The organism is Stenotrophomonas sp. YJH_SMC_138 (assembly GCF_059369855.1).
Genome location: NZ_JCAFTB010000008.1, coordinates 1 through 13196 on the forward strand (window position 1 = coordinate 1; position 13196 = coordinate 13196).

Annotated in this window: 13 protein-coding genes; all 13 read right to left on the reverse strand. The window is 66.0% G+C overall.

Annotation, left to right across the window (positions count from 1 at the left end):
• Positions 1-281: 281 nt before the first annotated feature.
• A complete protein-coding gene (locus AC5P7I_RS16065) occupies positions 282-908 on the reverse strand; it encodes a superoxide dismutase family protein (protein WP_169411688.1) in 627 nt (208 codons plus the stop codon).
• 32 nt (positions 909-940) lie between these two features.
• Positions 941-1510, reverse strand: a complete 570-nt coding sequence (locus tag AC5P7I_RS16070; protein WP_075075898.1) for a superoxide dismutase family protein — start codon at positions 1508-1510, stop codon at positions 941-943.
• 93 nt (positions 1511-1603) lie between these two features.
• Complete coding sequence (ntrC, locus tag AC5P7I_RS16075; protein ID WP_014645497.1) at positions 1604-3052, reverse strand: nitrogen regulation protein NR(I); 1449 nt, start codon at positions 3050-3052, stop codon at positions 1604-1606.
• Positions 3045-4106, reverse strand: coding sequence for a two-component system sensor histidine kinase NtrB (locus tag AC5P7I_RS16080; protein WP_032959394.1), 1062 nt, complete (start codon positions 4104-4106; stop codon positions 3045-3047). The genes ntrC and AC5P7I_RS16080 overlap by 8 nt, the downstream gene beginning before the upstream one ends.
• A 115-nt stretch (positions 4107-4221) precedes the next feature.
• A complete protein-coding gene (locus AC5P7I_RS16085; RefSeq protein WP_075075899.1) occupies positions 4222-6267 on the reverse strand; it encodes a TonB-dependent receptor in 2046 nt (681 codons plus the stop codon).
• Between the two features lie 104 nt (positions 6268-6371).
• Entirely contained in the window at positions 6372-6686 is a 315-nt protein-coding gene (locus tag AC5P7I_RS16090) for a hypothetical protein (RefSeq protein WP_005411860.1), read from the reverse strand.
• A 108-nt stretch (positions 6687-6794) separates the two neighbouring features.
• On the reverse strand, positions 6795-7961 hold the full coding sequence (mltA, locus tag AC5P7I_RS16095) for a murein transglycosylase A (RefSeq protein ID WP_032959393.1): 1167 nt from the start codon (positions 7959-7961) through the stop codon (positions 6795-6797).
• 67 nt (positions 7962-8028) lie between these two features.
• Positions 8029-8775, reverse strand: a complete 747-nt coding sequence (locus AC5P7I_RS16100; RefSeq protein ID WP_100450931.1) for an N-acetylmuramoyl-L-alanine amidase — start codon at positions 8773-8775, stop codon at positions 8029-8031.
• A gap of 462 nt (positions 8776-9237) precedes the next feature.
• The gene (locus AC5P7I_RS16105; RefSeq protein ID WP_262087914.1) at positions 9238-9705 is read right to left on the reverse strand and encodes a hypothetical protein; all 468 of its coding nucleotides are present in this window, start codon (positions 9703-9705) and stop codon (positions 9238-9240) included.
• Positions 9702-10079 (reverse strand): VENN motif pre-toxin domain-containing protein, encoded by a 378-nt coding sequence (locus tag AC5P7I_RS16110; RefSeq protein WP_262087913.1) that lies wholly within the window; start codon positions 10077-10079, stop codon positions 9702-9704. The genes AC5P7I_RS16105 and AC5P7I_RS16110 overlap by 4 nt, the downstream gene beginning before the upstream one ends.
• Positions 10080-10642: 563 nt before the next feature.
• Complete coding sequence (locus AC5P7I_RS16115; protein WP_262219484.1) at positions 10643-11221, reverse strand: hypothetical protein; 579 nt, start codon at positions 11219-11221, stop codon at positions 10643-10645.
• Positions 11222-11334: 113 nt separating this feature from the next.
• Positions 11335-12765 (reverse strand): ammonium transporter, encoded by a 1431-nt coding sequence (gene amt, locus AC5P7I_RS16120; RefSeq protein ID WP_014645492.1) that lies wholly within the window; start codon positions 12763-12765, stop codon positions 11335-11337.
• A gap of 22 nt (positions 12766-12787) precedes the next feature.
• Positions 12788-13126 carry a P-II family nitrogen regulator gene (locus AC5P7I_RS16125; protein WP_004134334.1) on the reverse strand — a complete coding sequence of 113 codons (339 nt, stop codon included), beginning with the start codon at positions 13124-13126 and terminating at the stop codon, positions 12788-12790.
• Positions 13127-13196 lie beyond the last annotated feature (70 nt).

The window sequence follows — 13196 nt, forward strand, 5'->3', positions numbered from 1 at the left end:
CCGCTGGCCGGCAACGTCCGGATCTGCGATTGCCGGCCAGCGGCCGGCACTACCGATAATGAAGAACGCCGGCTTGCGCCGGCGTTTTCCGTCTCCAGCAGAAATGGCCGCAGTGCTGTTCGTGCACTGCGAGTGCCGGCCAGGACGCGCACGAACTGCTGGCGCGCTGAAGACGGGTAGTGCCGGCCGCTGGCCGGCAACGTCCGGATCTGCGATTGCCGGCCAGCGGCCGGCACTACCGATAATGAAGAACGCCGGCTTGCGCTGGCGTTCCTTGATTCTTACGGGGCCTTCTGGATCACCGCACACGCCAGGCGTGCGCCGGCGTTGCCGGTCGGCTGGGTCTTGTAGTCGTCCGCATCGGCGTGGACGATCAGGCCGCGGCCGATGATGTCGAAGTCATCACCCTTGCCGATGTTGACATTGCTCGACACCGGGCCGTCGATGGTGGCCACGCCCTTGTCGTCGGCCTTGATGTTGGGCATGTCGCCGCCGTGGTGCGGATCGGTGGCGACGTTGCCGTGATCCTGCTTGCCCGGGTTGAAGTGGCCACCGGCGCTCATACCGTCCGGGGCGCTGCAGTCGCCCTTCTCGTGGATGTGGAAGCCGTGCTCGCTGCCCGGCTTCAGGCCGGTGATCTGGCCGGTCACGTGGACCTTGCCGTCGACCACCTTGAAGGTGACGCTGCCCTTGGTTTCGTTGCCCTGGGTCGGTGCCAGTTCGGCGGTGGCCGAGGCATCGGCAGCCGGTGCAGCCGCCGGGGCTGGCGTAGCGGCCGGTTCGCTGGTGGCGCCCTCGGCCGGGGCGGCCGGCGGGGTTTCCGCCTGCGGCGCGGCGGGCTGCTGGTTACAGGCCGCCAGGCCCAGCGCGGCGATGGCCGCAAACAGCGAAGTGTGGATCAGACGCATTGGAATCTCTCCCTGGATGTTGCCTGCAGTGATCAGCGGACGACCCGGATCACGCCACAGGCGATGCGGACGCCGGCATTGCCGGCGGGCTGGCTGCGATAGTCGTCGGCGTTGGCATGCACGACCAGTGCACGTCCGGCGATATCGGTGGCGGCGCCTCCGCCAAGGGTAACGCCCTTGAGGTGGATATCGACGTTGGCGCGGCCCTGGGCATCGGCACGCAGGTTGTCCATGTCGCCCAGGTGGTGCTTGCCGGTGCCGGCGCGGCCATGCGCGGCGCCACCGGGGTTGAAGTGGTTGCCGGCACTGCTGGCATCCACCGCGCTGCAGTCGCCGCGCTCGTGGATGTGGAAACCGGCCTGCTGCATCGGCTGCAGGCCACCGATCAGGCCGGTGACGTGGATACCGCCGGGCTCCACCATCAGTGCGATGCGGCCACTGACGATGCTGGCCGAGGCCGGCGACAGATTGGCCTCACCCTGCTTCGCTGCGCTGACCACGGTGGGCGGCGGCGGGGTGGGCTCGGCCTTCTTCGGCGCGCTGCCACAGGCAGACAGCAGCACGGCGGCGGACAACGGCAGGATGGCAAAGGACAGACGCATCGAAGACTCCTTGCAGGTGACACTAAGCATTGCATCGTCCATGAACGATCAACGGTTCGGCAAGCGGGCGCGAGGATCGCGTGCAGGGACCGTTCAATGGCCCCCGCGACGGCGCCCGGCGCCCAGCTTGCGGGTAAGGGTATTGCGGCCGAGGCCGAGGCGGGCAGCGGCTTCGGCGCGGCGACCGTGGGTGATCTGCAACGCTGCCTCCAGCAGGGCATGGTCGACCCGCTCGCGCACCTGCGCGTGCAGCCCTTCCACGCCTTCGGCCAGCTGACGGCGCGCCCATTCGGCCAGCAGCGCTTCCCATTGGCCCGGATCGGCTGCGCTGGCGCTGTTGCGGCGGCCACGCGCGCGGTTCAGCGCGGTATCGACATCGGCCACGCCGATGGTGTCGGCGGCGGCCAGCGCGGCCATCCGCCAGCACACGTTCTCCAGTTCGCGCACGTTGCCCGGCCAGTCGTGTTCGCGCAGCGCCTGCAGAGCCGCGGCGGTGAGGCGCTTCGGCGGCGTATCCAGCCTGCGTGCGGCGGCGGCCAGGAACGTGCTGGCCAGTTGCGCGATGTCCTCGCGGCGCTCGCGCAGCGGCGGCAACTGCAGGCGCACCACGTCCAGGCGATGCAGCAGATCGGCGCGGAACTTGCCCTGCGCGACCAGGCCTTCCAGATCCTGGTGGGTGGCGGCCACCACGCGCACATCGACGCGGATCAGCTCGCGGCCACCGACGCGGAAGAACTCACCCTGCGCCAGCACACGCAGCAGGCGGGTCTGCAGCGGCAACGGCATGTCGCCGATCTCATCCAGGAACAGCGTGCCGCCGTTGGCCTGCTCGAAGCGGCCGACATGACGGCGCTGCGCACCGGTGAAGGCGCCAGCTTCGTGGCCGAACAGCTCGCTCTCCAGCAGTTCGGCCGGGATCGCGGCGGTATTGAGCGCGACGAACGGGCCCTGCGCACGCGGCGATTCGCGGTGCAGCGCATTGGCCACCAGCTCCTTGCCGGTGCCGGTCTCGCCGGTGATCAGCACCGCCAGCGGTGCCTGCGCCAGGCGACCGATGGCGCGGAACAGCGCACGCATCGGGGGGGTATCGCCCACCAGTTGCGGCGGCTGGTCGCCGGGCGTTTCGGCGGCGGGGCTGGGGGCGGCCAGCGCGGGCGCCACGGCCGGCAGCACACGCTGCGCCAGCGCCACGGCATCGTCCAGGTCGAACGGCTTGGACAGGAATTCATGCGCGCCCCCGCGGAACGCACCGGCGGTGCTGGCGACATCGGTATAGGCCGACATCACCACCACCGGCAGCTGCGGCAACGCGGCCTTGAGCTTGTCCAGCAGTACCAGGCCATCGTCGCCGGGCATGCGCACATCGGTGAACAGCAGCGCCGGTGGCGGGCCCGCGCTCAACGCCTGCAGGGCGGGAGCGGCACTGTCGAAATCAACGACCTGGTACCCCGCCTCGCGCAGCGCGGTGCACAGTACGAAGCGCACCGCACGATCATCGTCGACCACCCAGATGCGCTGTGCGGTGGTGGGGGACTCAGACATCGCGCGGGGCCTCCTCGGCAGGAGCGGCGCCGTTGCCGATCGGCAACAGCAGGGTGAACACGGTATGGCCCGGACGCGAACGGTAGGTGAGCGTGCCGCGATGCTCGCGCGCGACCTGCTGGGCCAGTGCCAGGCCCAGCCCGGTGCCTTCGGCACGGCCACTGACCAGCGGCAGGAACAGGTGTTCGGCCAGCTCCTCGGGCACGCCACGGCCGTCGTCGGCGATTTCCAGGCGCAAGGCCAACGTGTGCAACTGCTCGGCGATGCGCACCCCATGCTCCACGCGGGTGCGCAGGGTGATGCTGCCGGCACCGGCCTGGATCGCGTTGCGCACCAGGTTCCACACCGCCTGGGTGAGGCGGTCGGCGTCGCCGTGGAATTCGGGAATGCTGGGGTCGTAGTCGCGCTGCAGGCGTACCGCCCAGCCGGCCTCGTTCTCGGCCAGGCGCAGCACACGTTCCAGCGCGGCATGGATGTTCAGTTCCGCATGCGGCGCGGCCGGGGCCGGCGACAGCAGCTGGTCGAGAAGGCCGTTGAGGCGCTCGATCTCCGAGCCGATCAGTTCGATCAGCTCACGTTCGCTGGCGTCGCGCTGCGCCGCGCGGCGGGCCAGCAGCTGGGCCGCGCCCTTCAGCCCGGCCAGCGGGTTGCGCAGCTCGTGGGCCAGGCCCTTCAGCGCCGCGCTGAGCGCGCTGGGCAGCGCCTGGGTTGGGTCCAGCCCGGGGAATTCATCGACCGGATGCGCCTCCAGCAGCCAGCCACCATCGTCGCGGCGGCTCATCCAGCCCTCGGCGAAGCGCGGCGCCTCGCCGGGCACCGCCAGCGCTAGCCGGTTCAGGCGCAGGCTGTCGCGCTCATCGCGGGCCAGGAAATGGGCAAGTGCCTCGCCCTGCACTTCCAGTGCGGCCAATGGCCGACCCAGCAGGCGCCGGACGCTGACGCCCAGCCAGCGGGCGAAGGCCGGATTGCAGCCGGCAATGCAGCCATCGGCCCCGGCCCAGGCCAGCGGCGTGCCCAGGGCATCAAGGGACGGCGGGGGTGCGGGGTCGGACATTGCACCAATGTAGTGCAAAACGCGGGGTTCGGGGTCAGAGCCCTTTCCTGGCGGAAAGGGCTCTGACCCCTGCTGCAGGTCGAGCAAGCTCGACCACTACCAGATGCAGGGCCGGTTACAGCTTCATGTTGAGGCCAACGAACACGCTGCGGCCCGGCGCCGGCGAGAACATCGGGCGGGCGCTGTCCCAGAAGAAGCTGTCGTACCAGGCGTAGGCGTACTCGCGGCCGGTGACGTTCTTCAGTTGCAGGTCCACGCTGAAACGCGGGGTGAGCTGATAGGCAGCACTGAGGTCGAGCACGGCGAAGCCACCGAACTTGCCGGCCACGTTGCGCTCCTCAAGGTAGTAGTCGCCCTGCGCGCGTGCCTGCAGGCCGAGGCGCAGCGCGTCGCTGGCGCGGTAGTCCACACCCAGATTGCTGATGTGGCGCGGGGTGGCGGCCACTTCGCGGCCGTGCAGGGAAATGCCGGCATCGCGGTCGTCGCGGGTGATCTTCGCTTCCTGGTAGGCGTGCGACGCCCATACCGTCCAGTCATCGCCCAGTTGCAGGCTCAACTGCGCATCCACGCCGCGCCGGCGGGTCTTGCCCAGGGTGACCGTGGTGCCGGTGGCAGGCATGTTGGATACCTCGTTTTCCGCGTCCTGCTGCCACACCGCCAGGCGCGCCTGGGCGCCCTGGAACGGCTGGAACTTCAGGCCCAGCTCCATGCCCGTATTGGTGGACGGCTGCATCGGCACCTGCCCCGGGGTGAGGTAGGCCGGTGCGGTGGACCCGGTCAGCACCTGGAAGGTGCGGCCCCAGTTGGCGTAGACGTGGGTGGTCTGGCCCAGGCTGTGGATGATGCTCAGCTTGGGCTGGCCGATGCTGCCGTAATCCTGCAGCCGGGCGGTGATGCCGTTCATCAGGTGCGTGCTGCCACTGAAGCGATCGATACGATAGGCCGGCACGATCTTCCACGCCTCGGCGGGCTGGTAGATCGCCTGCACGTAGGCGCCCCAGTTGTCGAAGCTGTGGCGGTCGTCGTTCTGCACGCGCGCCGGCGGCTGGCTGTAATCGGTCGGTTCGGCGTAGGCATAGCGCTCGCGGATATAGCCGTTGTCCTGCTGCTCGTAGTTCAGGCCGCCCTCGACAGTAAGCGTGGAGCTGGCCTGCCAGGTCAGCGTGCTGAGCAGGCCAGTCTGGCGTTCATCCCACACGCGGCGCTGGCGCGGCAGGTTGCCGGTGGGCAGGTCGCTGAAGGTCACGCGGCGGTCGTCTTCATAGCGGTTGTAGTAGAGCCGCGTGCCGAAGGTGAGTGCGTCGGACAGCTTCAGGTCGACGTGCGCGGCGATCTGGCGCATGTCGCGGTCATCGCCGTCGTTGCCGTTGCGCAGCTCGCTGCCACGGCGGTGCGTGCGCAGTTCCTCAGCGGTCATGAAGCCCGGTTCGTCGGCTTCATGGTGATAGGCGCGCGCGGTCAGGCCCACGCGCAGCCCTTCGTCCAGCGTGCCGAAGAACCACTTGCCGCCCAGCGAGTACTTCCTGGAGGTGTCGTGGTCGCGATAACCATCGCTGGCCTGGGTGCCGACAAAGTAGTTCTGCGCGAAGCCATTGGCTTCGCGGCCAATCGCCAGCTGCGCATCACGGGTGTTGTAGCTGCCGTAGGCCAGGCGCGCATCGGTGTAGCTGCCGCCCTGGCGCGTACCGAAGTTCACGTTGCCGCCGATGTTGTGCAGGCCATAGCGCGGATCGTTGGTACCACGCACCACTTCGATGTAGCTGATGTCCAGCGGGAACAGCATGTCGATGAAGCGCTGGTTGCCGCTGTTGACGTTGCTGGGGATGCCGTCGATGAGGGTCTTGATGGCATTGAGGTAGCCCTCGCCGTTGAAGGCGCGGAAGCTGACCTTGCCCGATTCGGCACCCTGCCGGGTTTCGGTGAGCTGGATGCCGGGCATCTGCCCGAGCAGTTCCCAGCTGTGCGAGACGTTGCGGTTTTCGATCTGGTCCGCGCCGAGCACGTCCACCGAAGTCAGCACCTGGTGCGCACTGAGCTGGCCTTCGCCGTGCTGGTGCACCTGCACCTTGCCGAGGGTGAGCGCGGCATCGGCGGACTGTGCGAGAGCTTCAGGGGCGAACGGTGCGGCCGCCAAGGCGGCCACAAGGGTGGGAGTCTTCATGGGAAGGGGCGGTTACGGTGAAATGTAATCATATAACATTTCACATGCCCGCTTTTTGCAGCGTCGAGCAAGGCTCGGCGCTACAAGGGCGGGAGCCGGGGGGATTACACCGGGTAGCCGGTGGCTTCCCGTGCCTTCTTCCAGGCGGCTTCGAATTCACGCGCGGAGATTTCGTCGTCCTCGTCGAAATCCAGGAACGACACCGGCTGGTCGGCCAGCAGGAAACGGTCATCGCTGTGGGCGTGCTCGTCGGCCCAGACCATCTTGGTGCCGTAGATTTCCACCTGCCGCACGATCTTGTCGCCGCGCGCTTCCATCAGCACGTTGCCCTTGCCCAGGCCCGATTCGGCCCAGTGCTTGTAGTACTTCTTTGCGGCGGATTTCGCGCCGGGTTTTGCGTTGTGCTTTGCGTAGGTCATTGCAGGGGTCCTGGCCGCAGGCGCGGCCGGAAAGTTCGGAATGGCGCCATTATCAGGCATCCGGGGCCAGAGCCCTTTCCTTTGGAAAGGGATCCGCCCCCTGCTGGTTCAGTTCGGCAGGGGCACGCCCTTCGGCCACAGCATCCAGATGTTGCCCTTCTGCTTCATGTCGCCGGCCAGCTTGCCGGCGGCATCGCCACTGCCCCAGTACAGGTCCGCGCGCACCTCGCCGGCGATGGCGCCGCCGGTGTCCTGCGCAGCCACCGGGCGTACCACGGGCGTGCCATCGGGGCGCGTGGTCGACAGCCACAGCAGGCTGCCCAGCGGCACCACGGTACGGTCCACCGCCACGCTGTAGCCCGCGGTGAGCGGCACGTTCAGTGAACCGCGGGGGCCTTCCGGGCTGTCCGGATTGCGCACGAAGAACACGTAGCTGGGATTGCTGCGCAGCAGTTCCGGCACGCGCGCGGGATTGGCCCGGGCCCAGGCGCGGATCGCGTCCATGGTGACGTCTTCCTTCTTCAGCTGGCCCTGATCCACCAGCCAACGACCGATGGCACGGTAGGGGTGGCCGTTCTGTTCCGCATAGGCCAGCCGTACCTGCTTGCCATCGGCCAGGCGCACGCGGCCGGACCCCTGGATCTGCAGCAACTGCAGGTCCATCGGATCGGTCAGCCAGGCCAGCACCGGCGCCTTGGCGCCCTTGGCCGCGATGGTGCCGGCGTCGTCATAGGGCTTGAGCACCTTGCCTTCGACGCGCCCGCGCAGGCGCTTGCCCTTCAGTTCCGGGTAGAGGCTGTCCAGCTGCACCACCACCAGATCATCCGGCGTGCCGTAGACCGGCACCGTCGCCTTGTCGGTGCGGGTCAGGCTGCCGGGGTAGATCGGCTCGTAGTAGCCGGTGATCAATCCGTCGGCCTGATGGCCACCGGCACGCAGCGCATAGGCATCGAGGTCGCGCTGCAGGAACTGGCGGATCGCGGCCGGGTTCTTGTCTGACACCGCTGCGGCGGTGGCGCAGGGCTTGGCCCAGACAGCGTCGTTTTTCAGGCGGGCGCAGCTGCTGCGCCAAGCCACGAAGCCGGCCTGCAGATCGCTGTCCGAGACCGCTGGCAGGGCTTTCCAGCCGACCTTGGCGTAGGTGGCCGCCGGCGGCGAGGTCGGCGTGGGCGCTTCGGAGCCCGTGCGGGGAGCGGTGGTGGCGCAACCGGCGAGCACGGCCGCTGCCAGCAGGGTCCAGTGCTTGCGCTTGAAGAAGGTGGCGGAATCGATCATGCCGCCATGGTGGCGGGCCGGCCGCTGGGCGGCAACCCAGCGCGGGGCCAAGCGTTCATGCGCGGAGTCACGGCGTCTGCAGCAGCAGCGAGTGCAGGATGCGGGCGTCCTCGGCATCCAGCGTCTTCGGCAGGTCGTCGCGGCCACGGAAACGGCGGTGGAAGGCGGCGACGGTGGCTTCGCGGTTGTCCAGCGGATAGCCGAAGCGGGCCAGGGCATTCCACGCGTCGAAACCTTCCGGTGCCGCGCCGTCGGCCGCGCGCGGCCACACGCCGAAACCGGCCTCGGCCAACTGCTGCCATGGGAAGAAGCGGCTCGGATCCTGCTTGCGCGTCGGCGCCAGGTCGGCATGGCCGATCACCTGGCGCGGCGGGATGTTCAGGCGCGTGGTGAGATCGCGCAGCAGCACGATCAGCGATTCGATCTGTGCCGCACTGAACGGGCTGCGGCCATCGTTGTCGAGCTCGATACCGATCGAAGCCGAATTGAGATCGGTGATGGTGCCCCAGCGCCCGGCGCCGGCGTGCCAGGCACGGCGCTCATCAGCCACCAGCTGGTAACGATGGCCATCGGCGCCGATCAGGTAGTGCGCACTGACCGGCCCACCGCTGTTGGCCGTGCGCAACGTATGCAGGCTCTGCTGCACCGATTTCTGCTCAGTGTGGTGGATGACGATGATGACCGGGGTGCGCGCGTTCTGGTTGGGTGATGGGACCCAGGTGGCGAGCGGGTTGTGCTGCACAGGCGCGGTGGCGGTGCAGGCCGAAAGGGCCAGGGCCAGCAGTGTGGAAGCCAGAAGGCGGGGGCTGATCATGGGCGGATTGTAACCATGACTGCAGCCGTGGTTCTTCGCTTCGTCCGGATCGCTGGAGAACTGGGGAGCTGTCATGCAAAAACTCAATGACGCCCCCACCTCATGCCCAAATCTCAAACTCCAATTCGAATAGCCAAACGCCCAAGTTCCTCATCACCTACCTTCAATCCTCGAAACGGACCCAGCCATGCCGCCGAATCGATTCCAACACCGTGGACACGTGAACCCAGGGAACAACCGTCATAACAACTTAAACAAAATGATTCATCAACGGCCCCTCAGATCCCGCCAGTGGCCGATCTGGTCAATCCCTCCGCGCCCGCATTGCGAAGAAATCTACCTTGGCGCGTCACCACTGCTTCGACCGGTGACATACAGACTGGCAACACCGTCAAGCCGAGCAACTTCATCGAGGCGGCCGTTTAACCCCAACCTCCATTGAACAAGCAACCGCCCAGAACCCTATGCCCTCACCTTCCTAACCGACTCCACCCACTCAGCCCAGACAGAGGAATCATCAAGACAACCGGAATCACCTAGAGGCGACATAAGGCGAACAACAACTTCGAACAGCGGAAGATCCTCACCAGATCGGTCAAAAATCGACTCAAGGAATACCATCATTACCGAGAACGCATCCAGCAACGCCAAGTACTCGCCCGACGAATTAATTTGTGCGCTACAAAATTCAGAACTAAGAGCACTCCCCACGGTGACAACCTCTGCAAATGCATCACACCAGTCATCCCACATTGCCGGATCGTTGGGCAAGCCATTCGCCCATAGAAATGACCCTCCCGAAGATAACAGATCAACAAGAGTGTCCTGCCCCTCCCCCCTCTCCATATACTTCTGAAGGAACACGCACATCAATACATATGCAGCCTGAACGGAAATTCTTCCAGCATCTTTCACATCACTAGCACTCATTTCGTGACCTTCTTTTGCTCCGACAGCCCGCCCGCCAGTGCGCCAATTGCCTGCGACAACGCCAGCACCATCTCTTTCTGCTCCGGGCTCAGCTTGGAGGGGTCTCCGCCGGTAAATGTATTAGTCAGTACCTTCGCGGCCAACTCGCCGCCGGCCGCGGACACGGCTCCGGTTCCCGCACTGCCACCATCGGCTTCCGCCAGCAGCGCACCCAACACCGCATGCGACAGCAGTTGCAGAGTCGCATTGGGGTCGCTGCCGTGGTTCGGGTCAAGCGTGCTGCCGATGAAGTGAGCGGCATAGGGCGCCAGTGCATTGGACGCGGCCTGGCCAGCGCCCTGTCCCGCCACACCGCCCACCAGCGCCGTCGTCACTGCGTTCAGTGCACGGTTGTACTCATCGATGCCCCCTACTTCCCCGCGCCGCTGTATGCCTGGCTATTTGCCGCCGCCACCTTGCTGCGCACAGACACCCGATTCCATCGCCCTCAGTCACAAGGCCGTGTTGACCTTCATCATTCGTCCAATCCGCGGCCAGATCAACATGTAGAAGGCACCCACGGCCAACCCGATGAAAAGCATGATGCCAGCGCGCCTGGGAGCCCACCCAAACCAAAAGGAAGGACTGGTCCAGACCTTTATCCAAGCGCCAGGAGAGAAGGCACCCTCGAACGCGAGCCACGCCAACAAGGCACAGATTGGTGCAGCTACAACATAACGAGCTTTGAACCGCGGAAGAAACTTGTCCACAAGCATAACCCCGGGCACACCGAAGATGAGGCCCGACACAGCGGCTATGGCGCAAACCAGCGATGTGAAAATTGCAGCCTGCGAAAAGCTGCCTATCCGAGAACTCAGCGGAATGCCTATGAATAGAGCCGCTCCAAGCACGGAGCTGGCAATCACAGACACAATCTTTGCCCCCAACTCACGCTCACTCACTGGCAGATCTCCACCATCTTTCCATCAGAGCCCCGGTAGCTCATGCATTTCTGCCTTGAGGGAAAAGTACTCCAAGGCCACCGCAACTTGCCAACTTCGCCACCAGTATCGCGCGTATTGGAACTCCACACTTGGCCCATCAATTCGAGTTGAACATTGGACGCGAACCCGTACCCCAGCCTCTGGTTGAGACTGAGAATCCACCGAATCCATCCGGAAGCACCTGTCGGATCACAAAGCCCGGATCCAATGCATGTGCTCCAGGCACCATGATGTTGATCAGATTGCTGGTGCTCGGATCGACGATCGATGCTGGAAAGCCCCAGCTCCGGAGGCAGGCCGTAGGAGAGTCGCCACAGACCGGAGGAAAGGCAGCGATAGGTGAACTCCACAGCAAAGCTCCAGTGTTCTCGATCTCCTGCGCCGGCCACACTACGCACCAGCGCATGCGGACTGTAGTCGTCCAGGGTCAGCAGGTAGACATACCATTCGATGTCTTCCATCACTGCTGCGGAAGTCGCCTGAATCACGCCTACTCCGTTCTGTAGTCCATCGAGGTCGTTGGAGGCGAACACGCGCGCCTACAGACAGCCATTGAAGCAGGAACGTTAGAGCCACGCCATGCGTGGATGGGCTACCCGCTGTGCCGACCAACGGTCGGCACCCACCACGTCAGTGCGCCGCCACGTCAGGCCTCGTAGGCGGACTCGCCGTGCGAAGTCACATCCAGGCCGGTGCGCTCTGCTTCTTCGGTCACGCGCAGGCCGACCACGACCTTGACCACCAGCAGGATGACCGCGGTCATCACCGCCGACCACACCACGGTCAGGCCGACGCTGACCACCTGCACCCAGACCTGATGGGCGATATCCAGATCGGCCTTTGTGCCGCCCAGCGACTGCGCACTGAACACGCCGGTGAGGATCGCGCCGACGATGCCGCCGACACCATGCACACCGAACACGTCGGCGGTGTCGTCCACCTTCAGCAGGCGCTTCAGGCCGGTCACGCCCCACACGCAGACCACGCCGGCGACAAAACCGATCACGATCGCGCCAAGCGGCCCGACGGTGCCACAGGCCGGGGTGATGCCGACCAGACCGGCCACCGCACCCGACGCAGCGCCCAGCGCCGACGGCTTGCCCTTGCCGATCGCCTCCACCAGGGTCCAGCCAAGCACGGCAGCGGCGGTGGCCAGCACGGTGTTGAGGAAGGCCAGCGAGGCCACGGTGTCGGCCGCTGCTGCCGAGCCGGCGTTGAAGCCGAACCAGCCCACCCACAGCAGCATCGCGCCGATGTAGGTAAACGGCACATTGTGCGGCTTCAGCGCGGTCTGGCCATAGCCCAGGCGCTTGCCGACGAACCACGCGCCGACCAGGCCGGCGACGCCCGCGTTGATGTGGACCACGGTACCGCCGGCGAAGTCGATGGCACCCAGCTCACCCAGGTAGCCGCCACCCCAGACGATATGTGCCATCGGGATGTAGCTGAGGGTGAACCACAGCGCCGAGAACAGCAGCACCGCGCGGAACTTGATGCGCTCGGCGAAGGCACCGACGATCAGCGCGGTGGTGATGCCGGCAAAGGTCGACTGGAACGCGACGAACAGATAGTCCGGCAGGCCCTTGATCGGCGTGTTGCCCACCGACTCCGGGGTGAAGCCCTTGAGGAAGGCGAATTCGGTGAACGAGCCGAAGAACGGATTGCCGGCGCTGAACACCGCGCTGTAGCCATAGGCCACCCACAGCAGCAGCACCAGCGAGAACACCACCAGGATCTGGCTGAGCACCGACAGCACATTCTTCGAACGCACCAGGCCGCCGTAGAACAGGGCCAGGCCCGGTACCACCATCAACAGCACCAGCAGGGTCGAGGTGAGCATCCAGGCGACGTCGCCACGATCATAGGCGGCGGCCGCTTCGGCCACGGCCGGCGCCGCGGCGGTGGCGGCCGCATCGTGCAGCGGCTCGACCGCCACGCTTTCGCTCGGCAACGGCGATACCTGGGCCTGGGCATGGGCGCTGCCCGGCCAGGCACCGGCGGCCAGTGCGCTGAGCAGCATCAACAGGCACACCAGATGGAACCGGGCTTGCCACCCGGTGAGAAGGCGCATCTTCATGGGGGGAATCTCCGGAAGGGGGTTACAGCGCGTCGGCACCGATTTCGCCGGTGCGGATGCGGATGACCTGTTCGACGGCGGTGACGAAAATCTTGCCGTCACCGATCTTGCCGGTGCCTGCCGACGACTGGATCGCTTCGATCACCGCGTCGGCACGCTCGTCGGTGACCACCGTTTCGATCTTGATCTTGGGCAGGAAATCGACGACGTACTCGGCGCCGCGATACAGCTCGGTGTGGCCCTTCTGGCGACCGAAACCTTTCACTTCGGTCACGGTGATGCCCGACACGCCTGCATCGGACAGGGCCTCGCGGACCTCGTCGAGCTTGAACGGTCGGATGATGGCGGAGATCAGTTTCATGCGCATGTCCCGAGGGTGGATGGGGCCAGCGCGCCAGCGCGCGTTGGCATCAGGCAACCACGGGTCATCA